The 22,160-nt window shown below is 58.3% G+C and carries 21 protein-coding genes, 4 tRNA genes and 2 pseudogenes; 14 read left to right on the forward strand and 13 right to left on the reverse strand.

Annotated features, from left to right (window positions below; genetic code table 11):
* Positions 1-13: 13 nt before the first annotated feature.
* The 7 genes and pseudogenes from clpB (at position 14) to FQ187_RS30800 (ending at position 5,086) form a co-directional block, all read left to right on the forward strand.
* Positions 14-2,578 carry an ATP-dependent chaperone ClpB gene (gene clpB, locus FQ187_RS01795; protein WP_095130594.1) on the forward strand — a complete coding sequence of 855 codons (2,565 nt, stop codon included), beginning with the start codon at positions 14-16 and terminating at the stop codon, positions 2,576-2,578.
* 298 nt (positions 2,579-2,876) lie between these two features.
* Positions 2,877-2,952: transfer RNA gene (locus FQ187_RS01800), tRNA-Asn, on the forward strand.
* Between the two features lie 9 nt (positions 2,953-2,961).
* Positions 2,962-3,038, forward strand: a tRNA-Pro gene (locus FQ187_RS01805).
* Between the two features lie 5 nt (positions 3,039-3,043).
* Positions 3,044-3,119 (forward strand) — tRNA-Lys (locus FQ187_RS01810).
* A gap of 97 nt (positions 3,120-3,216) precedes the next feature.
* Positions 3,217-3,293 (forward strand) — tRNA-Pro (locus FQ187_RS01815).
* A 167-nt stretch (positions 3,294-3,460) separates the two neighbouring features.
* A pseudogene (locus tag FQ187_RS30795) lies at positions 3,461-4,231 on the forward strand (MCP four helix bundle domain-containing protein); the annotation flags it as partial.
* The gene (locus FQ187_RS30800; protein WP_371925495.1) at positions 4,223-5,086 is read left to right on the forward strand and encodes a methyl-accepting chemotaxis protein; all 864 of its coding nucleotides are present in this window, start codon (positions 4,223-4,225) and stop codon (positions 5,084-5,086) included. The pseudogene FQ187_RS30795 and the gene FQ187_RS30800, both read left to right, overlap by 9 nt.
* A 63-nt stretch (positions 5,087-5,149) precedes the next feature.
* On the opposite strand, the pseudogene FQ187_RS01825 reads toward FQ187_RS30800, so the two are convergent.
* The 5 genes and pseudogenes from FQ187_RS01825 to FQ187_RS01845 form a co-directional block, all read right to left on the reverse strand.
* Positions 5,150-5,557 (reverse strand): annotated as a pseudogene (locus tag FQ187_RS01825) (EF-hand domain-containing protein).
* A gap of 319 nt (positions 5,558-5,876) precedes the next feature.
* Positions 5,877-7,175, reverse strand: coding sequence for an NAD(P)/FAD-dependent oxidoreductase (locus FQ187_RS01830; RefSeq protein ID WP_149628181.1), 1,299 nt, complete (start codon positions 7,173-7,175; stop codon positions 5,877-5,879).
* Between the two features lie 60 nt (positions 7,176-7,235).
* Positions 7,236-7,409, reverse strand: a complete 174-nt coding sequence (locus FQ187_RS01835) for a DUF3094 domain-containing protein (protein WP_008154890.1) — start codon at positions 7,407-7,409, stop codon at positions 7,236-7,238.
* 51 nt (positions 7,410-7,460) lie between these two features.
* Positions 7,461-7,988 carry an MOSC domain-containing protein gene (locus tag FQ187_RS01840; RefSeq protein WP_149628182.1) on the reverse strand — a complete coding sequence of 176 codons (528 nt, stop codon included), beginning with the start codon at positions 7,986-7,988 and terminating at the stop codon, positions 7,461-7,463.
* Entirely contained in the window at positions 7,985-8,611 is a 627-nt protein-coding gene (locus tag FQ187_RS01845; RefSeq protein ID WP_008154887.1) for a DUF1780 domain-containing protein, read from the reverse strand. Before FQ187_RS01845 ends, FQ187_RS01840 begins: the two co-directional genes overlap by 4 nt.
* 250 nt (positions 8,612-8,861) lie before the next feature.
* On the opposite strand from FQ187_RS01845, the gene FQ187_RS01850 reads away from it, so the two are divergent.
* The 4 genes from FQ187_RS01850 to FQ187_RS01865 all read left to right on the forward strand — a co-directional run bounded on the left by FQ187_RS01850 (position 8,862) and on the right by FQ187_RS01865 (position 13,376).
* Complete coding sequence (locus FQ187_RS01850) at positions 8,862-10,229, forward strand: aromatic acid/H+ symport family MFS transporter (RefSeq protein WP_149628183.1); 1,368 nt, start codon at positions 8,862-8,864, stop codon at positions 10,227-10,229.
* Positions 10,226-11,446 carry a benzoate/H(+) symporter BenE family transporter gene (locus FQ187_RS01855; RefSeq protein WP_149628184.1) on the forward strand — a complete coding sequence of 407 codons (1,221 nt, stop codon included), beginning with the start codon at positions 10,226-10,228 and terminating at the stop codon, positions 11,444-11,446. Before FQ187_RS01850 ends, FQ187_RS01855 begins: the two co-directional genes overlap by 4 nt.
* Before the next feature lie 17 nt (positions 11,447-11,463).
* Complete coding sequence (locus FQ187_RS01860) at positions 11,464-12,732, forward strand: OprD family porin (protein WP_149628185.1); 1,269 nt, start codon at positions 11,464-11,466, stop codon at positions 12,730-12,732.
* A gap of 194 nt (positions 12,733-12,926) precedes the next feature.
* Positions 12,927-13,376 carry a methyl-accepting chemotaxis protein gene (locus tag FQ187_RS01865; protein WP_371925496.1) on the forward strand — a complete coding sequence of 150 codons (450 nt, stop codon included), beginning with the start codon at positions 12,927-12,929 and terminating at the stop codon, positions 13,374-13,376.
* Positions 13,377-13,394: 18 nt separating this feature from the next.
* Here FQ187_RS01865 and FQ187_RS01870 read toward each other — a convergent pair whose 3' ends face one another.
* Entirely contained in the window at positions 13,395-13,637 is a 243-nt protein-coding gene (locus tag FQ187_RS01870; protein WP_149628187.1) for a DUF2790 domain-containing protein, read from the reverse strand.
* Positions 13,638-13,758: 121 nt separating this feature from the next.
* On the opposite strand from FQ187_RS01870, the gene FQ187_RS01875 reads away from it, so the two are divergent.
* The gene (locus FQ187_RS01875) at positions 13,759-14,691 is read left to right on the forward strand and encodes a LysR family transcriptional regulator (RefSeq protein WP_149628188.1); all 933 of its coding nucleotides are present in this window, start codon (positions 13,759-13,761) and stop codon (positions 14,689-14,691) included.
* Positions 14,692-14,714: 23 nt separating this feature from the next.
* Here the strand turns inward: FQ187_RS01875 and dctM are convergent, their stop codons facing one another.
* From dctM to FQ187_RS01895, 4 genes are all read right to left on the reverse strand, one after another.
* Positions 14,715-15,998, reverse strand: a complete 1,284-nt coding sequence (gene dctM, locus FQ187_RS01880; RefSeq protein WP_149628189.1) for a C4-dicarboxylate TRAP transporter large permease protein DctM — start codon at positions 15,996-15,998, stop codon at positions 14,715-14,717.
* Positions 15,995-16,627, reverse strand: a complete 633-nt coding sequence (locus FQ187_RS01885) for a TRAP transporter small permease (RefSeq protein WP_149628190.1) — start codon at positions 16,625-16,627, stop codon at positions 15,995-15,997. The genes dctM and FQ187_RS01885 overlap by 4 nt, the downstream gene beginning before the upstream one ends.
* 71 nt (positions 16,628-16,698) lie before the next feature.
* Positions 16,699-17,694: a C4-dicarboxylate TRAP substrate-binding protein DctP gene (gene dctP, locus FQ187_RS01890; protein WP_149628191.1), complete on the reverse strand. Its 996-nt coding sequence runs from the start codon at positions 17,692-17,694 to the stop codon at positions 16,699-16,701.
* 103 nt (positions 17,695-17,797) lie between these two features.
* Positions 17,798-19,252, reverse strand: coding sequence for a TrkH family potassium uptake protein (locus FQ187_RS01895; protein WP_149628192.1), 1,455 nt, complete (start codon positions 19,250-19,252; stop codon positions 17,798-17,800).
* Between the two features lie 245 nt (positions 19,253-19,497).
* Here FQ187_RS01895 and FQ187_RS01900 point away from each other — a divergent pair, with 245 nt between their 5' ends.
* Complete coding sequence (locus tag FQ187_RS01900; protein ID WP_149628193.1) at positions 19,498-20,187, forward strand: energy-coupling factor ABC transporter permease; 690 nt, start codon at positions 19,498-19,500, stop codon at positions 20,185-20,187.
* 63 nt (positions 20,188-20,250) lie between these two features.
* The gene (locus tag FQ187_RS01905; RefSeq protein WP_033054332.1) at positions 20,251-20,466 is read left to right on the forward strand and encodes a hypothetical protein; all 216 of its coding nucleotides are present in this window, start codon (positions 20,251-20,253) and stop codon (positions 20,464-20,466) included.
* 3 nt (positions 20,467-20,469) lie between these two features.
* On the opposite strand, the gene yacG is transcribed toward FQ187_RS01905, so the two are convergent.
* From yacG to FQ187_RS01920, 3 genes are read right to left on the reverse strand one after another with little or no spacing between them, the layout of a single operon-like run.
* A complete protein-coding gene (gene yacG / locus FQ187_RS01910) occupies positions 20,470-20,670 on the reverse strand; it encodes a DNA gyrase inhibitor YacG (protein ID WP_149628194.1) in 201 nt (66 codons plus the stop codon).
* Positions 20,667-21,290, reverse strand: a complete 624-nt coding sequence (gene coaE, locus FQ187_RS01915) for a dephospho-CoA kinase (RefSeq protein ID WP_149628195.1) — start codon at positions 21,288-21,290, stop codon at positions 20,667-20,669. Before coaE ends, yacG begins: the two co-directional genes overlap by 4 nt.
* Complete coding sequence (locus FQ187_RS01920; protein WP_149628196.1) at positions 21,287-22,159, reverse strand: A24 family peptidase; 873 nt, start codon at positions 22,157-22,159, stop codon at positions 21,287-21,289. The genes coaE and FQ187_RS01920 overlap by 4 nt, the downstream gene beginning before the upstream one ends.
* Between the last annotated feature and the right edge of the window lies 1 nt (position 22,160).

The raw sequence follows: 22,160 nt of genomic DNA on the forward strand, positions 1-22,160 counted from the left end.
AGGAAGGTGACCCATGCGTATAGACCGTTTAACCAGCAAGTTGCAGTTAGCCTTGTCCGACGCCCAATCCTTGGCCGTCGGCCTCGATCATCCGGGCATTGAACCGGCGCACTTGATGCAAGCCATGCTTGAACAGCAGGGTGGTTCGATCAAACCCCTGTTGATGCAGGTTGGCTTCGACGTTAACAGCCTGCGTAAAGAGCTGACCAAAGAGCTCGACCAACTACCAAAAATCCAGAACCCGACCGGCGACGTCAACATGTCGCAGGATTTGGCGCGCCTGCTGAATCAGGCCGATCGTCTGGCCCAGCAGAAAGGCGACCAGTTCATTTCCAGCGAGCTGGTGTTGCTCGCCGCCATGGACGAGAACAGCAAGCTCGGCAAATTGTTGCTCGGTCAGGGGGTTAGCAAGAAAGCCCTGGAAAACGCGATCAACAACCTGCGCGGTGGTGAGGCCGTCAATGACGCCAACCACGAAGAGTCGCGCCAGGCGCTGGATAAATACACCGTCGACCTGACCAAGCGTGCCGAAGAAGGCAAGCTCGATCCGGTGATCGGCCGTGACGACGAAATTCGCCGGACCATTCAGGTACTGCAACGCCGCACCAAGAACAACCCGGTGCTGATCGGTGAGCCTGGCGTGGGTAAAACCGCCATCGCCGAAGGCCTGGCCCAGCGCATCATCAACGGCGAAGTCCCGGATGGACTGAAAGGCAAACGCCTGCTGTCCCTGGACATGGGGTCGCTGATTGCCGGTGCCAAGTACCGTGGCGAGTTCGAAGAGCGCCTCAAATCCCTGCTCAACGAACTGTCGAAGCAGGAAGGGCAGATCATTCTGTTCATCGACGAACTGCACACCATGGTCGGCGCCGGTAAAGGCGAAGGCTCGATGGACGCGGGAAACATGCTCAAACCTGCGTTGGCCCGTGGTGAACTGCACTGCGTCGGCGCGACCACGCTCAACGAGTACCGCCAATATATAGAGAAGGACGCAGCCCTCGAACGGCGCTTCCAGAAAGTGCTGGTGGACGAGCCGAGCGAAGAAGACACCATCGCGATTCTGCGTGGCCTGAAAGAGCGCTACGAGGTTCACCACAAAGTGGCGATCACCGACGGCGCGATCATCGCCGCGGCCAAGCTCAGTCATCGCTACATCACGGACCGTCAGCTGCCGGACAAAGCCATCGACCTGATCGACGAAGCGGCTAGCCGCATCCGCATGGAGATCGACTCCAAGCCAGAAGTGCTGGACCGTCTGGAGCGTCGTCTGATTCAGCTGAAGGTGGAATCCCAGGCGCTGAAGAAAGAAAGCGACGAAGCCGCGATAAAACGTCTGGAAAAACTCCAGGAAGAAATCGTCCGCCTCGAACGCGAGTACTCGGACCTGGAGGAAATCTGGAACGCGGAAAAAGCCGAAGTTCAGGGTTCTGCGCAGATCCAGCAGAAAATCGAACAGTCCCGTCAGGAACTGGAAGCTGCCCGCCGCAAAGGCGACTTGAACCGCATGGCCGAGTTGCAGTACGGGATCATCCCGGACCTGGAGCGCAGCCTGCAAATGGTCGACCAGCATGGCAAAACTGAAAACCAGTTACTGCGTAGCAAGGTGACCGAAGAAGAGATCGCTGAAGTCGTTTCGAAGTGGACCGGCATTCCGGTGTCGAAAATGCTCGAGGGCGAGCGCGACAAGCTGATGAAGATGGAAAGCCTGTTGCACCAACGTGTGATCGGCCAGGACGAAGCGGTGATTGCCGTTTCCAACGCCGTGCGGCGGTCCCGCGCCGGTTTGTCCGATCCGAATCGCCCGAGCGGTTCGTTCATGTTCCTCGGCCCGACCGGTGTCGGTAAAACCGAGCTGTGCAAGGCGTTGGCCGAGTTCCTCTTTGATACGGAAGAGGCGATGGTGCGGATCGACATGTCCGAGTTCATGGAGAAACATTCCGTGGCTCGTCTGATCGGCGCGCCACCAGGCTACGTAGGCTATGAAGAGGGCGGTTACCTGACCGAGGCGGTGCGTCGCAAGCCTTATTCGGTGATCCTCCTGGACGAGGTCGAGAAGGCCCACCCGGACGTCTTCAACATTTTGCTGCAAGTGCTGGAAGATGGCCGACTGACCGACAGTCATGGTCGCACGGTGGATTTCAAAAATACCGTGATTGTCATGACCTCCAACTTGGGCTCGGTGCAGATCCAGGAATTGGTCGGTGATCGTGAGGCGCAGCGTGCGGCGGTGATGGATGCGATTTCCACACACTTCCGGCCGGAGTTCATCAACCGGGTCGATGAAGTGGTGATCTTCGAGCCGTTGGCTCGGGATCAGATCGCGGGGATTACCGAGATCCAGTTAGGTCGTCTGCGCAGTCGCCTGACCGAGCGCGAGCTGAAGCTTGATCTCAGTCCTGAGGCCATGGATAAGCTGATCGCGGTGGGTTACGACCCGGTTTACGGCGCACGGCCGCTCAAACGAGCCATCCAGCGCTGGATCGAGAACCCGCTGGCGCAGCTGATTTTGTCCGGTCGTTTCATGCCGGGCGATACCGCCAAGGGTGTCGTGGAAAACGACGAAATCGTCTTCGTCTGATCCACGGCGGCAGCAAAACCTGTGAGGCCTCGCATTGCGAGGCCTTTTTTTCTCCAGGCTGTTGAACTGAAAGGAAAAGGCTTGTAAAGTGCGCCCCGCAGTAAGTCGCCCTGAAGGGTTCCGGCTCCCCAAGCAGGAATCTGAAATAAGTTGCAAATCATTAACTTGAAAGCAATTTAGGGGGTTGACAGAGGTGCTTAAGATTGTAGAATAGCGCGCCTCAGGCACACGAACGCAGCGATGCGAACGGGTCGAAGAGGTGAAGCAAGCTTCACTGTTGTAAATTGAAATATGTAGTTCCGTGATAGCTCAGTCGGTAGAGCAAATGACTGTTAATCATTGGGTCCCAGGTTCGAGTCCTGGTCACGGAGCCAATTTCAAACCGGGGTATAGCGCAGTCCGGTAGCGCGCCTGCTTTGGGAGCAGGATGTCAGGAGTTCGAATCCCCTTACCCCGACCATTTTTGGGTCGTTAGCTCAGTTGGTAGAGCAGTTGGCTTTTAACCAATTGGTCGTAGGTTCGAATCCCACACGACCCACCATTTTTGAAACCAGTTAACACTGGGATCGGATCTTAAGATCAGAGGCCAAAAGCCCTGATCGAAGAAGGCGACTTTTTAAAGGTCGCCTTTTTATTACCGGGGTATAGCGCAGTCCGGTAGCGCGCCTGCTTTGGGAGCAGGATGTCAGGAGTTCGAATCCCCTTACCCCGACCATATTAAAAATCCTCGTATCGAAAGATACGGGGATTTTTTTTGTCTTCGATTTTTTGTCTTCGAGAAATAACACTTCAGTCATCGTACAACTTGCCGATAACGAGGCGACGGGGTACTGCCGAAACAACGCCCCTTATCTAAGCCACTACAAGAAAAGGGCGTTCGTTATGGTGCTTCGTCAGTTAAATATCGCTCCTCGGGCAGCCTTGGGGTTTGCCCTGATTGCCGTACTGGTCGCTTTGCTCGGCATATTCGCCCTGGGGCAGATGTCGAGCATTCGCGACAGCGAGGTGGCGGTGGAGAAACAATGGCTGCCGAGCATTCGCGGCGGTGACGAGATCCGCGAAATCATGCTGCGCATCCGTACCATTTCCCTGCGCATGGCCCTGGATCAGGACCCGAAGAACATCCCTGTCTACCGCGGCCAAATGGACACCCGCGACAAAGAGTTGAGCGAAAAGATTGCGGCTTATGACAAGTTGGTCAATACCGCAGAAGGCAAGGCCTTGTATGACCAGTTCAAAACCACCTTCGCGGCTTATCGTTCCGGCATTGCTCAATCGTTCTCCCTGGCCGAACAAGGGCGCCGCGACGAATTGACCAAACTGCTGCTGATCGACATGAAAACCGTGGTCGATGGTTCCGGCAAGCAGCTCACTGACCTGGCGGATCTGTTCGCCAAACAAGTCGCCGCCGAGAGCCAGAAATCTGCAGCGCATTACGAAACATCGCGAATGATCGTCAGCCTGTTCATCGCATTGGCGGCGTTGGCCACTGTCGGCCTGGCCATGCTGCTGACCCGCAGCATCGTCAAACCGTTGAGCGAAGCGTTGCATGCCGCGGAAAACGTGGCACGAGGCGACCTGACGCGCCCCATCGAAACCCATGGCAACGATGAAGTGAGTCGCTTGCTCAAGGCGTTGGCGACCATGCAGCGCAACCTGCGCGAAACCTTGCAAGGTATCAGCGGCTCGGCCGCGCAATTGGCGACAGCGGCTGACGAGTTGAGTGCGGTCACCCTCGACAGCACGCAGAACCTGCAACAGCAGAACAATGAGATCGAACAAGCCGCGACGGCTGTCACCGAAATGACCACCGCCGTGGAGGAGGTCGCTCGCAACGCGGTGTCGACCTCCGACGCCACGCGCCAATCCAGTGAGTCCGCGCACGCCGGCCAGGAGCGGGTCAGCGAAACAGTCACGGCCATCGGCGCTCTTGCCGGCGATGTGCAGATCACGGGCGAACTGGTGCAGTCCCTGGCCAACCAGTCTCAGGATATTGGCAAGGTACTGGATGTAATTCGTGCGATTGCCGAGCAAACCAACTTGCTGGCCCTTAACGCAGCCATTGAAGCGGCGCGCGCCGGGGAAAGCGGTCGAGGTTTCGCGGTGGTTGCCGACGAAGTTCGCGCTTTGGCCTATCGCACGCAGCAATCGACTCAAGAAATCGAGCAGATGGTTCAGGGCATGCGCAACGGCTCAACTCAGGCGCTGGACTCCATGCAGGCCAGCTCAATCCGTGCAGCCAGCACATTGGCCCTGGCCGAGCGTGCAGGGGAGGCGTTGCAGACCATCACCGCGTCGGTTCATCAGATCCACGAGCGCAATCTGGTAATCGCCAGCGCTGCCGAAGAACAAGCGCAGGTGGCACGTGAGGTCGACCGCAACCTGGTGAACATCCGCGACTTGTCGGTGCGTTCCGCTGCCGGGGCGGATCAGACCAGCGCGTCCAGCCATGAGCTTTCACAGCTGGCCAACTCCTTGCAGACCATGGTGCAACGCTTCCAGGTGTAAATCCGCCAGACGATAAAAAGCCCCGCTTCTCGGTGGAGAAGCGGGGGCCTGGTTGTCGGACGTTTAGGCGCCGTCTTGGTCTTTCAGGTGCTCGAACAAACCTTTTGGCATTTTCTTGCCATTGGCTTCGTAGTTGGCTTTCACGCTATCGAAAGCCTCCTGTTCGTCGATGAAGCCGTCATGGTTGGTGTCGATCTTGTCGATCTAGTCGAAATTGGACTTTGGCGCGACTTTCAGGAATTCCGCACGGGAAACCTTGCCATTGCCATCCTTGTCGGTTTTTGCCATCGACGCATCACCACACTTGCCTTCGCCACATTTACCTTCAGGAGTCTTCACGACCTGTTCGGCCGAGGCCAGCAGGTAGCCCTGAGTTAGAGGTTGCGAGGCGAAATCAGCCCCGGACAACATCATGCCACCGGCCAAAACAGCGCCGAGCAAACCGATAGTGTTTTTGGTGGTACGGGACATCTCAATACTCCTGGGTTGCACGACACAACCGTTCGATAAAGGACGCCACGTAAGTGCGGCGATAACCGTAGCTGGCGGGGTGCCTTGCTCGGGTGTGGCCATTTAGCGGGCGTGGTGTATCGCTACTGTGTCGCGTAAGGGGGGAGTTTGTAAGCGAAGGGGTGAAACTGCGGGGGGAGATACAGTGAGACACAGATCTGCAAGGCACTGGCTAACAAATGTGGGAGCGAGCTTGCTCGCGATAGCGTCCGTACAGTCGACATCAATGTCGCCTGACACGCCGCCATCGCGAGCAAGCTCGCTCCCACAGGTTTTTGTATCAGTGCAGCTTCAGCCGCGGCTCAGTCCCGCGCCCGATCTTGCTGCCCAGCATCAGCATCGCCGTACGAAACGCGCCATACAGCGCCATCTGGTGCATGCGATACAGCGACACGTAAAACATCCGCGCCAGCCAGCCTTCCAACATCACGCTGCCGGTGAGGTTGCCCATCAAGTTACCCACAGCCGAAAAACGCGACAGCGAGATCAGCGAGCCGTAGTCGGTGTATTTGTACGCAGGCAGAGGTTTGCCTTCGATCCGCAGTTTCAGCGATTTGGCCAGCAACGAAGCTTGCTGATGCGCAGCCTGGGCGCGTGGCGGTACATTGCGATCGGTGCCCGGCTGCGGGCAGGCCGCGCAGTCACCGAAGGCGAAGATGTTCTCGTCGCGGGTGGTTTGCAGGGTCGGCAGCACTTGCAGCTGATTGATCCGGTTTGTCTCCAGGCCATCGATGTCCTTGAGGAAACCCGGTGCACGAATCCCGGCCGCCCAGACTTTCAGGCTGGCGTTGATGACTTTGCCATCGGCGGTAATCAGGCTGTCGGCCGTCACTTCACTGACGGCGGCATTGGTCATGACGTTGACCCCGAGTTTCTCCAGGGTTTTATGCACAGGCCCGCCGATACGTTCCGGCAACGCTGGCAGCACCCGTGGCCCGGCTTCGATCAGCGTGATGTGCATGTTTTCCGGTTTGATCCGGTCAAGACCGTAGGCGGCCAATTCATGCGCAGCATTGTGCAATTCGGCGGCCAGCTCAACGCCCGTCGCACCGGCACCGACGATGGCGACGCTGATCTGCTCGACCTTGTCGGTTTGCCCGGCATGGGCGCGCAGGTAGTGGTTGAGCAATTGCTGGTGAAAGCGCTCGGCCTGTTTGCGGGTGTCGAGGAACAGGCAGTGTTGCGCCGCGCCCTGAGTCCCGAAATCGTTGGTGGTGCTGCCGACCGCGATCACCAGCGAGTCATAACCCACTTCGCGCGCCGGGACCAGTTCAATGCCGGCTTCGTCGTAGGTGGCGGCCAGCTGGATTTTCTTCTGTGCGCTATCAAGCCCGCTCATGCGCCCCAGCTGGAACTCGAAGTGGTTCCATTTTGCCTGGGCAACATAGTTGAGTTCGTCTTCGGACGAGTTCAGGGAACCTGCCGCCACTTCGTGCAACAGCGGTTTCCAGATGTGGGTCAGGTTCGCGTCGACCAGCATCACACTGGCCGTGCCGCGCTTGCCCAGAGTCTTACCCAGACGGGTAGCCAACTCCAGACCGCCGGCGCCGCCGCCAACGATAACAATACGATGAGTCATGGGGATATCTCGCAAGGCTAAAAGAAATCGGTGCGATTACCCGAGCGAGCGCGATGCTGCTCATAGCGTCAGGTAACTGATAAGTCGGCTCAACAGGCCTAAACCAATGGTCACTGCCAACACCACCACCAGGAGCATCCACGGCCGGAAAGGCCGGCGCTCGACTTGGTGCTGGGACAGTTGCAGATACTCTTCGACATGCTTCTGGTCGTCGGGGTTCAGGCGGCTGGTCATAAAGGCCTCGTCAGGTAGACGTTGCTGAATGTGTAGAAGCTACAGGCTGATTTAACGAACGTTGAACGGAGCATAGCCGCTGTCCGGTACAGGCTCGACGCTCACCGTATCGTCCAGGCGAATGATTCCACTTTGTAACACCCGTGCGGTAATTCCGCCATGTCCGCGAACGGCCTGAAACGTCCCGGGGCCTAGGTTGTTCTCGAGGCGGGCGCAGGGTTGGCACCAGCCGGTGGTTTCGAAAATCGCCTGGCCAATCCTGAAGCGCCGACCCTTGAGACTGAAGAGATTGATGCCGCTGACGACGATGTTGCGCCGCAAATCATGCGCTGACACCGGTTGATCCGCCGGGCGGCCCATCAGTGAATTGATCACCGCCAGATGCTCCCATTGCATCAGCGTTACTTGCCGCGCATTGCGTACGCCGGGACGGGCGTGATCACCGGTCAAACCGGCTTCAAGCCGCGCCTCCACGGCATCGAGTTCGATCATCTGAGAACGTGACTGCGGCCGCACGCCGATCCAGCGAACACGACCCGTTTGCGGCACTTCGGCAATTAGCTCTTGCAATGGACTCACAGGCTGATCCCGACGTCGAAAACAATGCTGCGACCCAGGTTGCTGCGCAGGAAGTCCGGCGCATCCGGGTGCGCGAACAGCACACGGGCGAAGGTCGGGCCGACCAGCGACAACGAGCGCCAGCCCTGGCGCAAGTATTCGGTGGGCGGCGGGAAATGGCTGTTGAGGTCCAGCACTTCGCGCTTGAGGCTGGCGAAGGCAATGATGTCCAGTTCGCCCAGGTCCATCCCGCGTTCTTTGTAGTTGTGGGCTTTTTTGCGCAAGGTCGGCGCCAGCCTCAGCAAGAATTCATTGGCCGGAATGCGCCGGGGCTTGGCCTCGCGGCGCACCAGCGAACTCAGGGAAAACGCGCTGCGCCGGCGTTGCAGCTCATCGCGCCATTCGTCGTTGAGGCGTCGGCCTTCATCGAGCACGAAAAACACTTCGAAACTGGCGTCACGAAACAGCACGTCCGGTGGCTCCCCGGCCGGGGCGAATTCGTCGGCGCGATAGGGAATGTTCAGGCCTTGCAGCAGGCGCTGACAGACCCAACGCTCACGCTCCCATTTGCGGGCATTGGACAGGAACGCGTTGGCTTGCTCGGCCGCGATGGTCAGCAGGCGTAAATAATCTGAGTCATCCATAAGCCCAAGCTTAGCGTTCAAATGTGATCGCAAAAAAGACAATTTGTCGGAGAGGGTCAAAGTCTGCCCGATCTTCATCGCGCCCCTCCCGCCACAATCCTCATTCAGCGCCCGGTTCAGGGCATTGCACAAAACGGATAGCAATCTGCGCAAAGCGGATATTTCCTCGTGCCCGACCTCTCTACCCTCGGCTGTACGGACGTAAGCCGCTTTACCGACGCTCTAAAAACAACAACAAGAGATAGATGCCATGCGCAAGATCAACGTACATGAGGTTATCGACAACGCACGATTCAACCGCTTCCACTGGATGGTGCTGTTCTGGTGTGCCCTGATCGTCATTTTCGACGGTTACGATTTGGTGATCTACGGCGTGGTGCTGCCGATACTGATGAAAGAGTGGGGGCTCAGTCCCTTGCAAGCGGGCGCACTGGGCAGTTATGCGCTATTCGGGATGATGTTCGGCGCGCTGTTCTTCGGCCCGCTGTCGGACAAGATCGGCCGCAAAAAAGCCATCACGATCTGCGTGATGCTGTTCAGTGGTTTTACCGTGCTCAATGGTTTTGCCCGCAACCCCACCGAGTTTGGCCTCTGCCGGTTCATTGCTGGCCTGGGCATTGGCGGTGTGATGCCCAACGTTGTGGCGCTGATGAACGAGTATGCGCCGAAGAAAATCCGCAGCACGCTGGTGGCGATCATGTTCAGCGGCTATTCGGTGGGCGGCATGCTCTCGGCGGGGCTCGGTATCGTGCTGATCCCGAGTTTTGGCTGGCAATCGGTGTTTTACGTGGCGGTGCTGCCGTTGCTGTTGTTGCCGTTGATCATGTACTTCCTGCCCGAGTCGGTGGGTTTCATGCTGCGCCAGGGGCGCAATGAAGAGGCGCGCAATATCCTGGAACGGATTGACCCGACTTACGTCGCACAGACCAGCGATCAGCTGCATATGAGCGAAGTGAAGGGCACCGGCACCCCGGTGTTGCAACTGTTTCGCGAAGGTCGTGCGCTGCGCACGCTGATGTTGTGGCTGGCGTTTTTCTGCTGCTTGCTGATGGTCTACGCCTTGAGTTCCTGGCTGCCGAAACTGATGGCCAACGCCGGTTACAGCCTGGGGTCGAGTCTGTCGTTCCTGCTGGTGCTCAACTTCGGTGCCATTTTCGGCGCGGTCGGTGGCGGTGTGCTGGGAGACAAACTCAACCTGCCGCGGGTGTTGGCGGTGTTCTTCGCCGTGGCTGCCGTGTCGATCACCTTGCTGGGATTCAACAGCCCGATGCCGCTGTTGTACTTGCTGATCGCCATCGCCGGCGCCACCACCATCGGCTCGCAGATCCTGTTGTACGCCTGCGCCGCGCAGTTCTACTCCATGACCATTCGCTCCACCGGTTTGGGCTGGGCCTCGGGCATCGGGCGCAACGGTGCCATCGTCGGACCGCTGCTGGGCGGTGCGTTACTCGGGATCAGCCTGCCGCTGCAACTGAACTTCATGGCCTTTGCTTTGCCCGGTGCGGTGGCCGCGATTGCCATGACCGTGTTCGCCATCAGCAGTCGGCGCAGTGCTAAACAAGCGCTGTCGGGCCTGCGCCACGGTTCGCCCGACGGGGCTGTTGGCGACGTTTCATGAGAGCGTTAGCCCGGGACTTTTCCCTGTCGGCGGCAGTCGCCGGATTTATCGCCACGGTGATTTCCTACGCAGGCCCGTTGGTGATCATCTTTCAGGCCGCCGAGACCGCACACCTCTCGCGGGAAGTGCTGTCGTCGTGGGTCTGGGCGATTTCCATCGGCAGCGCCGTGCTCGGCATTGGTCTGAGCCTGCGTTACCGCGTCCCGGTGATCATCGCGTGGTCGGCGCCGGGCTCGGCGTTGCTGGTGGCGCTATTGCCGGGGATCTCCCTGCCGGAGGCGGTGGGTGCTTATATGGTCAGCAGCCTGATTATTTTTCTGGTCGGGGTGTCGGGAGCGTTTGACCGGATCATCAGCAAACTGCCGGCGGCCATTGCGGCAGCGATGCTGGCGGGGATTCTGTTCAGCTTCGGCACCGGCTTATTCGTCTCGTTACAGGGCAAGCCGCTGCTGGTGCTGGCGATGTTCGTCACGTACCTGATCTGCAAACGGCTGATGCCGCGGTATGCGGTGTTGATGGTGCTGCTGGTGGGCTGCTCGATGGCTTTTCTCGCCGGTGATTTGCACAGCGAGGCGTTGGTGATCGGATTGGCCACGCCGGTGTGGATCACGCCCGCGTTCAGCCTGAGCGCGACCCTGAATATCGCCTTGCCGCTGGTGATGGTGGCGCTAACCGGCCAGTTCGTTCCCGGCATGGCGGTGCTGCGCGCCAGCGGTTACGCAACACCGGCCGGCCCGATCATCGCCAGCAGTGCGGTGGGCACGGTGCTGTTGGCGCCGTTTGGTTGCCATGGGCTGAACCTGGCAGCCATCACCGCGGCCATTTGTACCGGGCGCGAGGCCCATGAAGATCCCGGCAAACGCTATGTGGCCGGCGTTGTGGGCGGGCTGTGTTACCTGGTGCTGGGGATCTTCGGCGCCACCCTGGTTTCACTGTTTTCGGCGTTCCCCAAAGAACTGATCTCAGCCCTGGCCGGGCTGGCGCTGTTTGCTGCGATTGCCGGGGCGTTGGCTGGCGCAATGGCCGTGCCGAGTGATCGCGAAGCCGCGCTGGTGACCTTTCTGACCACCGCGTCGGGCATGTCGTTGTTGGGTTTGTCCGCCGCTTTTTGGGGGCTGATTTTCGGCATGGTCACCCACGTGTTGTTAAACGCCCGTCGTCCCGTTCCCCGCCGCGAATCCGCTGCGGCTGAAGCACTTCAACCTGTCGATCAATAAAAATAAGAGATAAAACAATGAAACAGATTCTTCCAACAACCGGTTCAGTGTTGTCCATGGCGGTCGTCTCGAGTTTCTCCGCCGGTGCGATGGCGGCCGAGAGTGGCTTCATTGAAGACACCACGGCCACCTTGCAAGCACGCAACTACTATTTCAGCCGGGACTTCTCCGACATCGTCGGGGCTAACCAACAGTCGAAGGCTGAAGAGTGGGCGCAGGGCTTCATCCTCAACGTCAAATCCGGTTACACCCAAGGCCCCGTCGGTTTTGGTGTGGATGTCATTGGCCTGCTCGGCCTCAAACTCGACAGCAGCCCGCACCGAGTCAATACCGGTTTGCTGCCGGTGCAGGGTGATGGGCGCGCGGCGAATGATTACAGCCGTCTGGAAGGCGCGTTGAAGGTGCGCGTCTCCAAAACCGAACTGAAGGTGGGTGAGCTGCAACCCAACCTGCCGGTGCTGGCCTTCAGCGATATCCGTTTGCTGCCGCCCAGCTATCAGGGTGCGAGCATCAGCTCAAACGAGATCAATGGCCTGACCTTACAAGGTGGCCACTTGAGTTCCACCAGCCTGCGCAACGAGGCCGGCGACGAAAAGATGCAAGCCATGCTCGGTCATGTACCGCAGCGTCAGGTCAGCAGTGATGGTTTCAACTTTGCCGGCGCCGATTACTCCTTCAATGATAAACGCAGCTCGGTCAGCGCCTGGTTCGGGCAACTGGAAGATATCTACAACCAGCGTTTTCTCGGCCTCAAGCACAGCGAGCCGTTGGGCAACTGGACCTTGGGCGCGAACCTTGGCTATTACGATTCGCGCGAAGACGGCAAAAAGCTGCTGGGCAATATCGACAACCAGGCGTTTTTCTCCTTGCTGTCGGCCAAGCGCGGAGGCCACACGTTTTATGTCGGCTATCAGGGCATGTTCGGCGACAGCGCCTTCCCGCGAGTGTTTGCCAACATCAGCCCTCTGGGTAACGAGGTGCCGACCTACGAGTTCGCCTACACCGATGAGCGCTCCTGGCAGGCGCGTTACGACTACGATTTCTCCGCCCTCGGTGTGCCGGGGCTGACCAGTACCGTGCGCTACATCACCGGCAACAATGTCGATACCGGCAAAGGGTTCGAGGGCAAGGACCGCGAGCGTGATCTTGACCTCGGCTATGTGCTGCAGAGCGGCAGTCTCAAAGGCCTTGGGATCCGCGTGCGCAACGCGATGGCTCGCTCCAACTACCGCAGTGATATCGACGAAAACCGCCTGATCCTCAGTTACACATGGACGCTGCTATGAACCTTGAAAAAGAACAGCCATCGCACAAAATCGGCTTGCAGGTCACCCTGGAACAATTGACCGAGTCCGTGCTGCAAACCGAGGAAGACATGCGCTTTGCCAATCAACTGGCGCGTACGGCAGGTGAACGGGTGAAGGCGAGTGCGCTGAGCATGCAGGCTTCGGCCAGTGTGCTGGAAGATCTGAACCTCTACATGCAGCGTCTGGATCAAGTGTTCGACGAGCTCGGCCGTCAGTCGATGCGCATCGGCGCGATTGTCGGCAGCATCCAGGACATTTCCCGTCAGACCAACCTGTTGGCGTTGAACGCAGCCATTGAGGCGGCGAGGGCAGGCAGCCATGGCCGAGGGTTTGCGGTTGTGGCCGATGAGGTGCGCAATCTCTCGCGTCAGGCGGCGGACTCCAGTGCGCAGATCCGGCAAATCGCTACGGGGCTGGAACAGTCCGCTGAACAGGCACGCCAAGGTCTTCAGCAGTTGTCCGGCTCTACACGTCTGGGCCTGGAAAAGGCCGGAGTGGCCCTGCACTCGATGGGCGAACTGCAAAGCGGTGCGGTTGCCAGGGTCGAGGTGGTCGAACGCATCATGGCGCGCCTGGCCGGCCTGCATGATCTGGCCTTGCAGGCGAAACGAATGATCGTGTGAGTCGTGCAGTGCCAGTGATTACAGGTTGCTCGTGCAATCACCCATGACCTCGTACGTCACGCGATGAGTCTGGCCTTGATGATCGACATACTCCATGGTCGCAGGCACAACCCCGCAGGCGGTCGCGGTGTTCGACACTGAAACCACTTCGGAGATGTCCAGCCGCTGTGCCGGGTTGTACGAGGTAGCGGCAGGTTCGTTGCCGGCGGCCATGGCCGAGGTGGCGACAACGGTCAGAAACAGGCTGATCAGGGTTTTCATTTTTCCGTGCTCCGTGTTGATTCCGATACCTGAATTCTAGTCTTTGCCCACGACCGATAAAGGGGCCCGCGCCTGATGCAAACTTACATGAAACGTAACAGTCACCGCCCCTGGAGGGCTTATGGATCTGCTCAATAACTTGCGGGTGTTCGTCCGTGTGGTGGACTGCGCAAGTTTTACCGCCGCCGCCGATGCGCTGGACCTGTCGACCGCGCAAGTGTCGCGACTGGTGGCCGATCTGGAGCAGCATGTGCAAGCGCGCTTGCTGCAACGCACCACGCGGCGATTGAGCCTGACCGAGGCCGGTGAACGCTTTTTGGTGCGCAGTCGGCAAATACTCGAAGAAATGGAGGTGGCAACGGCAGAGGCCCGTGGCGCCCATCTCAAACCGAGTGGACGGCTTCGGGTTCACAGCATGAATGGCCTGGGCGTATTGATCACGCCATTGATCGCCCGTTACAGCGAGCTTTACCCCGATGTGGTGTTCGAGCTGACGCTGTCGCAGCGTAATCCCGATCCACTGGAGGAAGGGCACGATGTGGTGATTTCGATTGCCCATGAACTGGCCGATTCGCAATTGGTCGCCCACGCGATCGGACAGATTTACAGCGTGCCCTGCGCCTCCCCGCACTACCTGCAACGGCATGGCGTGCCGCACACACCGATGGCGCTGAACGATCATCAGTGCCTGCGCATGCTCGACCCGTTGTACAGCGATGAATGGGTGTTCCGGGACGAAGAGGGCGAGTATACCGTCAGCCCGGCCAGGACCTTTCAATGCAACGTCGCCGAGTCGATGGTCAAGGCGTCGGAATCCGGCATGGGGATCAGTCTGATTCCGTTCTATACCGCGACGCGCCCCTTGAGCGATGGCACCTTGTTGCGCTTGCTGCCGGCCTGGCGCCCTCGTGAACGCAATGTGTATGCGGTGTACCCGTCGCGGCGTTTTCTCGATGCCAAGGTCCGGACCTGGGTGGATTTTCTCAAGGCCGAATTACCCAAGCTATTCGCTGAACACGAGGCGGTGATGAACGATCCACGGCATTGGGCCTGACGGCCCGGAGCTGCTCATCCCGGTTACGTCATCCCCAGCCAGTTCGGCAGCACCAGCGAAATCCACGGTACGTAGGTGATCAATATCAGGAACAGAATCAACAGAATCAGCCATGGCATTGCTGCACGGATGGTGGCGGTCAGTGACATGCCAGTCACCGCCGAGGTGACGAACAGGTTCAGACCTACGGGCGGCGTAATCAAACCGATCTCCAGGTTCACCACCATGATGATCCCCAAATGAATCGGATCGATTCCCAACTTCATGGCGATCGGGAACATGATCGGCGCCAGGATCAGGATGATTGCCGAGGGTTCCATGAACGCGCCAGCCACCAACAACACGATGTTCACCACGAGCAAGAATGTTACCGGTGTCAGGCCCGCGCCGATGACCCAGGCGGTGATTTGTTGGGGTAGTTGCTCGGTGGTCAGTACATGGGCGAAGAGCATGGCATTGGCGATGATAAACATCAGCATGATGCTCAGCTTGGCGGATTCCAGCAGTACCCTGGGTGTTTCACGAAATGTCATGTCCTTGTAGACGAACAGCGCAACGAATGCCGCGTAGACCGCCGCCACGGCCGCCGCCTCGGTCGGCGTGAACATCCCGGTGTAGATGCCGCCGAGGATGATGACCATGAGCAACAGGCCCCAAATGGCCTTGCGTGCCGCACTCAACCATTCACGAACGGTCGCTCGTGGCATGGAGGGTAGGTTTTTCCTGACGGCGACGATGTAGATGGCCACCATCAGCACCGTACCGAGCAGGAGGCCTGGCACCACCCCGGCCATAAACAGCTTGCCGACCGATGTTTCTGTTGCCGCGGCATACACCACCATCACGATGGAAGGAGGAATAAGAATGCCCAGCGTGCCGGCATTGCACACAATACCGGCACCGAACGCCTGTGGATAACCGGAGCGGACCATCCCCGCGATGGCGATGGAGCCCACGGCGGCTACCGTTGCGGGGCTTGAGCCGGACAGCGCGGCGAACAGCATGCACGCCAGTACGGCTGCAATGGCCAGGCCGCCGCGGATATGGCCAACGCAAGCGTTGGCAAAGTCAATCAAGCGTCGCGCCACGCCGCCCGTGGTCATGAAGGCCCCGGCCAACAGAAAGAACGGGATGGCCAGCAACGTGTAGTGCTCGGATGTTTCGAACAGCTTGATGGCCAGTGAACGCACGGAGTCAGGGCTGAAAAAGATGATCGTCAGCGAACCGGCCAGGCCAAGGGAAATGGCGATCGGTACGCCGATAAGCATCAGCACGAACAAGGCAAGGAAGAGGAACAAAATGGTCATTTCTTGTCATCCTTATGTTCGGTCAGTTTCATCGCCTCCGCGGCCTCATCGGCCAGGCCCAGGCCGGTTTGACGGTTTTGCAGAATACGCACCAGAATTTCGGCAAAGCGGATGAACACCAGGGCAAAACCCACGGGTACGATCAGCCCGATGTGCCATTGCATGATGCCGTAACGACCGAGATCCTCGGCGCCGATACCGGCGATGAACAACGTCTGAATCCATTCGAAACTGGCGACGCTGAGCAGGCCCGCATAGGCCAGACTGCAGAGGCAGGCAATGACGCCAATAATCCGCTGAACCGGTTTGCTGGCCAGCTTCACCAACGCATCGACACCGATATGCCCAGCCGTGCGCACGCCATAGGACAAACCAAAAAAGATCAACCAGGCGAACAAGGCTTTGGTCAGGGATATGCTCCACGTCATGGCCTGAGCCATCCCCATGACGCTGTCGCCAATAGCGAACAAGGGTTCACTGGCGCCTTGCCAATGCTCGGCGAGGCTGTAGAAAACGGTGTAGAGGTTGTTAAGGATTACGTAAACGAACGTTACCAGCGTCATTGCCGCCAGCAGGAAGACGATAAAACCTTCTTCGAAGTGATCCCAAATGCGCCGTAAGGCATTCATGGGTGGCATCTCCCGATCGAGTGACGACTATGAAACAGGGGCCGCCCTTTCGGGTGGCGCCCGCCGGCAGATTACTGAGCCTGGTTGGCAGCTTCGGCGGCACTGATCAGGTCGGCACCGATATCACCTTCAAACTTCTTCCAGACCGGTTTCATTGCTTCGCGCCACTCGCCACGTTGCTCTGGGGTCAGCGTGATGATTTCAGTGGTTTTGGCGTTGATGATGTTCTGTTTGGCATCCTGGTTCAGTTTCTCTGCATCTTTGTTCACCTGAGTGGTGACCTCGACGATGATCTTGTCCAGTTCGGTTTTTATATCCGGTGGCAGGCCAGTCCAGAACTTGGTGTTGGTGATCAGCATGTAGTCGAGCAAGCCATGGTCGGATTCAGTGATGAACTTCTGCACTTCGTGCATTTTCTGGCTGTAGATGTTCGAGTAAGGGTTTTCCGCACCATTGACGACGCCAGTCTGCAAGCCCTGATACACCTCGGCGAAGCTCATCTTGCGAGGGTTGGCGCGTACCGCCTTGAATTGCTCTTCGAGTACGGCCGAGGCCTGTACGCGGAATTTCAAACCGCGGGCATCGCCCGGTTCACGCAGCGCCTTGTTGGCGGACAGCTGCTTCATGCCGTTATGCCAATAGGCAAGGCCGGTGATGTTCTTGCTTTCCATGGCCTTGAGAAGTCCCTGACCTTCAGGGCTTCGCTGGAAGCGGTCGACTGCTGAAATATTGTCGAACAGGAACGGCAGATCGAATAACTGCAACTTGGGTGTGTATTGTTCGAACTTGGCCAGCGACGGCGCAATGATCTGCACATCGCCTGACAGCAGCGCCTCCATTTCCTTGCCATCACCAAACAGCGAAGAGTTTGGATAAACCTCTACCGTGACTTTGCCCGGCAGACGTTCTTCGACAATTTTTTTGAACAGCAGGGCGCCTTGGCCTTTAGGCGTTTGTTCGGCAACTACATGGGAAAACTTGATAACGATTGGATCAGCCGCCAGTGCCAGGCTCGACGCGCCCAGCGCAAGTGCGCAGACGATTGCGTTCCACAATGATTTGAGCATTTAGATATTCCCCTTGTTTTAGTTTCGTGCCGTTCATGTCTGAAACGCGTTGGCACGGTGGACAAGAGGAGTCTAGGCAATAAATCACCATTGTTCGCTGGGACTAGTATTTCCAGAAAACCGGTATGAACAGCACTAGAACAGTGAGGATTTCCAGCCTTCCCAGCAGCATGCCAACGGTCAGCAGCCATTTAGCGGCATCGGGGAGTGTCGAGAAGTTACCTGCCGGGCCAATAATCGAACCAAGGCCTGGCCCCACGTTACAGACGGCAGTGGCCGCGCCACTCAATGCGGTCGTCCAGTCCAGGCCGATGAGGGCCAACCCCATGGCGATCGCCCCGATGGTGATGGTGAAAAAGAATGAGAACGTCAGAAGCGAGCGGGCGATATCTTCGTCGATGGGGTGATTGTTGTATTGTTTCCGGATAACGGCTCGAGGGTGGATTAATTGTTTCAGACTGCTCATCAGCAGTGCGCCAGCTACTTGAAAACGGAAGATTTTAAGACCGCCGGCGGTGGAGCCGGAGCAGCCGCCGACAAAGGTCAGATAAAAGAACAGCAACACGGAGAAACTGCCCCATAACGTGTAATCCCCCAGCGCGACGCCCGTCGTCGTGACCACCGAGGTCACGTTGACCGCCACGATCCGAACCGCCTCCCACCAGCCGTACTCGCTATGCAAGCACAACCAGCTACCGAGCAGCAGCCAGGTAATGAGTAAAAAGCCAATGAACCCGCGTACCTGGTGATCTTTGAGCAAGGCCCGTCGATTTCCGCGCAACAGGCTCACGTACAGCGTAAAAGGCAGGCTGCCCAGAATCATGATAACCACCGCCACCCAATGAATGGTCGGTTGCGTCCAGTGCGCCAGAGAAGCATCGGAGGTGGAAAATCCTCCCGTGGAAATCAACGACATCGCATGGTTGACTGCTTCGAACGGCGTCATCCCTGCCATCCATAAGGCTAGCGTGGAGAGACCAGTAAGGCCGATATACAGCCCCAGAATATATTTGGCGGCGACGTGGGAGCGTGGTGTGACTTTCTCCGACCAATCGGATGATTCGGTCTGAAACAGCCGCATCCCCCCGACTCGCAATAGCGGCAGAATGGCCACGGCCATACCGATGAAGCCGATTCCGCCCAGCCAGTGCAGCATTGATCGCCAGATCAGCAATCCCACAGAAGCAGTGTCGAGCCCCGTCAGAATGGTCGATCCCGTGGTGGTGATGCCGGACATCGTTTCAAAAAACGCGTCGGTGTAGCTCATGTTCTGGATAAGAACCATGGGTAACGCGGCGAACATACAGACGATTACCCAACTGGCGGTCGTCAGCATATACATGTCGCGGGGACGCAATTGAGCGTTATCAGGGCGCCCCTTGTTAATCAACAGAAGCCCGAACACCAATGTGATCAGGCTCGCCCAAAGAAACGCCGACATATCTTCTTTGCGTTCATAGATCACTAGTGTGAGCATTGGTATCGCCATGCTCACGGCCAACGTGATCAGAAAAGTACCCAGGATGAAACCGATAAGCCGCAGTACCGCAAAGGACATAAATAACGCCTGTCTTGTTAGCGTCGCGCCGTAGCGATCGGCTTTTTATTCTGACTCGTAAATTTGTGTAACTTCTTCCTTTCCCCCCGAACCCCAGCAGGTCAGTGTAGAAGTACGACACGGGCAGTCAGAATCGCCGGTGTAAACTAAGGGCAGTCACTAGGGGAGAAAAGCGTGAAATATAGAACAGTATTGTTGTTCAGTCTTGCGCTTATATGGCCCCAGGCGCCGGAGAAGGTTCGCCCATGATCGGTGCCGAACTGCTGTCATCGCAAAGCCTCACAGTGGGTTGGCTGATTTACGTGCCGGTGATGATCTGGGCAGTCTGTCGAGCACCGTGGGTCGAACTGTTCAGCGACAGTCGCCGCCAGCATCTGTTGTTCGGCACGGTGTTCGCGTTGTTCATGCTCTGGCTGGTGCGACAAGACTTCGACACCGGCGTGTCCTACCACTTTATCGGCATGACCGCCGTGACCCTGTTGCTCGACTGGCCGCTGGCGATTGTCGGCGGGTTGGTCGCGCAAGCGGGATTAGTGCTGCTCGGCCGGCAAGATCTGGCGGCGATGGGGGTCAACGGGGCGTTGCTGATTCTGCTGCCGGTGTTGGTCACCGAATGCTGCGCCATCCTGGTGGAGCGAAAGCAGCCGCGTAATCCCTTTGTGTATATCTTCGTGTCCGGTTTCTTTGCTGCAGCGCTGTCGGCGTTGCTGTGCCTGCTGCTGGCGCTGTGGTTGCTGTGGTTCGACGAACGTTTTGCCATGCCGTATTGGCTGGAAGATTTTGTCGGTTATCTGTGGCTGCTGATTTTCCCGGAAGCATTCATCAACGGCATGGTGGTCAGCGCGCTGGTGGTGTTTTGCCCCGAGTGGCTGGAGACGTTCAATCGCACGCGCTACCTTTCGGCACCCTGGAAAGACGACGATCCAAAATCTTGATCCACATCAAAGGCAAAAATCGTTCACGAATCCATGCTCTGGAAAACCTTGAGGAGCATCGAAATGAGTGTCTATGAATGGGCAAGGCAGGAGTTGCGTCAGAGTCTGGATGGGGCGCAGGAAGTGGGGTTTGATCCGGGGTTGAGCCTGCGCGCCTTGCTCAGTGCAGTGGTGCAACAGAGCAAGGCGGTGCGCAGCGCCGAAGACCTGGCCGATGAGTTGCGCTTTCTTGCGGAAAACCTCGATGACAGCCAGGACTACGGTTTTATGCGGCCTTGAAGATCAGTGACGCGGCTCGAAGTCTTCGCTGAACAGGTCGTCTTCAGCATCCGGGCTGACCGGAATCTTGTGTTCTTCCGAGGCCCATGCCCCGAGGTCGATCAATTTGCAGCGATCCGAGCAGAACGGCCGGTTGATGTTGCTGGCGACCCATTCGACAGGGGCGCCACAGGTTGGGCAATTGACGGTTGGGGTCTGGCTCATGACTGGCCTCCACGCAAAGTAAGGTAAAAGTGATGCAGGCGTTCGACCTCGCTGTGCAGCCAGGCGAGGTCGCGGTCATTGACCACCACATCGTCGGCGTGGCTCACGCGGTCCTGTCGGCTGGACTGGGCCTTGAGGATCGCCTGGACCTGTTGCTCGCTGGTCTGGTCACGCTGCAGGGTGCGCTCGATCTGTAGTTGTTCCGGGGCATCGATCACCAGAACCCGTTGGGTCATGGCGTACTGCCCGGACTCGATCAGCAGCGGCGAAACCAGAATCGCGTAAGGCGATTGTGCCTTGGCCAGATGATCGGCGATTTCGTTGGCGATCAGCGGATGCAGCAACGCTTCGAGCCAGCGGCGTTCCTCCGGTACTTCGAAGATCAGTTTGCGCAACGCCGCGCGATCCAGCTGTCCGTCGGCTTGCAATACGCCGGGGCCGAAGTGTTCGGCGATACTGGCCAGCGCCGGGCGCCCCGGTTCCACCACCCAACGCGCCGCATGATCAGCGTCCACCACGTGCACGCCCAGGTCGATGAAGTGCTGGGCAGCCGCGCTTTTGCCGCTGCCGATGCCGCCGGTCAGACCGAGAATCCAGGGTTTTTCCACAGGGGTATTCATTTCAAACCGACAAACTGCCAATAGAAGTCGGTTATTTGACCACCCCAGAGCAAGGCAATCCAGCCGGCAATTGCCAGAAAGGGTCCGAAGGGGATCGGCGTGGAGGTTTTCGCGTGGCGCAAACGCAGCAAAATCACGCCGACAACCGCGCCCACCATCGACGATAACAGGATGGTCAGTGGCAGGACCTGCCAGCCGCCCCAGGCGCCGAACATCGCTAACAGCTTGAAATCACCGTGGCCCATGCCGTCCTTGCCGGTGATCAGCTTGAACAGCCAGAACACCGACCACAACGCCATATAGCCGGCCACCGCGCCCCACAATGCTTCATGCAAGGACGCGAAGAGCCCGAAGCTGCTGACGATCAGCCCCAGCCATATCAGCGGCAGCACCAGCGCATCCGGCAGCAGTTGGTGCTCGGCGTCGATCAGGCTCATTGTCAGCAACCCCCAGCTCAGGACCAGCGCCATGCAGGCCTGCCAGCCGAAACCGAAATGCCAGGCAATGAACGCCGAGAGCAGGCCGCAGGCCAGTTCGGTCAGCGGGTAGCGTTTGCTGATGGCTGTCGTGCAGTTCGAGCATCGACCCCGTAAAAACAGATAACTGAGTACCGGAATGTTTTCCCAGGCACGGATTCGATGGCCGCAATGTGGGCACTGGGAATGGGGCAGCATCAGGTTGAAGGTCGGCAGCGGTGTTTCACCTGGCAAGCCCAATACGTCACGAGCGTCCTCACGCCATTCGCGGTCAAGCATTTTTGGCAGGCGCCAGACCACCACGTTGAGAAAGCTGCCAATCAGCAGGCCGACCAACATCGCTGCGATCACGAAGGTCAACGGGTGGAGGGTCAGAATGTCGTTCAAGGGCATG

This window comes from Pseudomonas sp. ANT_J28 (assembly GCF_008370005.1).
In the GTDB taxonomy this organism is placed as follows: Bacteria; Pseudomonadota; Gammaproteobacteria; order Pseudomonadales; family Pseudomonadaceae; genus Aquipseudomonas; species Aquipseudomonas frigoris.

What these genes read in the sequence shown, in the direction of transcription:
- clpB (WP_095130594.1), top strand. Translation starts at nt 14, where the DNA reads ATGCGTATAGACCGTTTAACCAGCAAGTTGCAGTTAGCCTTGTCCGAC.
- FQ187_RS30800 (WP_371925495.1), top strand. Translation starts at nt 4,223, where the DNA reads ATGCAGCGCAACCTGCGCGAAACCTTGCAAGGTATCAGCGGCTCGGCC.
- FQ187_RS01830 (WP_149628181.1), bottom strand. Translation starts at nt 7,175, where the DNA reads ATGACTCATCGTATTGTTATCGTTGGCGGCGGCGCCGGCGGTCTGGAG.
- FQ187_RS01835 (WP_008154890.1), bottom strand. Translation starts at nt 7,409, where the DNA reads ATGACCAGCCGCCTGAACCCCGACGACCAGAAGCATGTCGAAGAGTAT.
- FQ187_RS01845 (WP_008154887.1), bottom strand. Translation starts at nt 8,611, where the DNA reads ATGGATGACTCAGATTATTTACGCCTGCTGACCATCGCGGCCGAGCAA.
- FQ187_RS01850 (WP_149628183.1), top strand. Translation starts at nt 8,862, where the DNA reads ATGCGCAAGATCAACGTACATGAGGTTATCGACAACGCACGATTCAAC.
- FQ187_RS01855 (WP_149628184.1), top strand. Translation starts at nt 10,226, where the DNA reads ATGAGAGCGTTAGCCCGGGACTTTTCCCTGTCGGCGGCAGTCGCCGGA.
- FQ187_RS01860 (WP_149628185.1), top strand. Translation starts at nt 11,464, where the DNA reads ATGAAACAGATTCTTCCAACAACCGGTTCAGTGTTGTCCATGGCGGTC.
- FQ187_RS01865 (WP_371925496.1), top strand. Translation starts at nt 12,927, where the DNA reads ATGCAGCGTCTGGATCAAGTGTTCGACGAGCTCGGCCGTCAGTCGATG.
- FQ187_RS01870 (WP_149628187.1), bottom strand. Translation starts at nt 13,637, where the DNA reads ATGAAAACCCTGATCAGCCTGTTTCTGACCGTTGTCGCCACCTCGGCC.
- FQ187_RS01875 (WP_149628188.1), top strand. Translation starts at nt 13,759, where the DNA reads ATGGATCTGCTCAATAACTTGCGGGTGTTCGTCCGTGTGGTGGACTGC.
- dctM (WP_149628189.1), bottom strand. Translation starts at nt 15,998, where the DNA reads ATGACCATTTTGTTCCTCTTCCTTGCCTTGTTCGTGCTGATGCTTATC.
- FQ187_RS01885 (WP_149628190.1), bottom strand. Translation starts at nt 16,627, where the DNA reads ATGAATGCCTTACGGCGCATTTGGGATCACTTCGAAGAAGGTTTTATC.
- dctP (WP_149628191.1), bottom strand. Translation starts at nt 17,694, where the DNA reads ATGCTCAAATCATTGTGGAACGCAATCGTCTGCGCACTTGCGCTGGGC.
- FQ187_RS01895 (WP_149628192.1), bottom strand. Translation starts at nt 19,252, where the DNA reads ATGTCCTTTGCGGTACTGCGGCTTATCGGTTTCATCCTGGGTACTTTT.
- FQ187_RS01900 (WP_149628193.1), top strand. Translation starts at nt 19,498, where the DNA reads ATGATCGGTGCCGAACTGCTGTCATCGCAAAGCCTCACAGTGGGTTGG.
- FQ187_RS01905 (WP_033054332.1), top strand. Translation starts at nt 20,251, where the DNA reads ATGAGTGTCTATGAATGGGCAAGGCAGGAGTTGCGTCAGAGTCTGGAT.
- yacG (WP_149628194.1), bottom strand. Translation starts at nt 20,670, where the DNA reads ATGAGCCAGACCCCAACCGTCAATTGCCCAACCTGTGGCGCCCCTGTC.
- coaE (WP_149628195.1), bottom strand. Translation starts at nt 21,290, where the DNA reads ATGAATACCCCTGTGGAAAAACCCTGGATTCTCGGTCTGACCGGCGGC.
- FQ187_RS01920 (WP_149628196.1), bottom strand. Translation starts at nt 22,159, where the DNA reads ATGCCCTTGAACGACATTCTGACCCTCCACCCGTTGACCTTCGTGATC.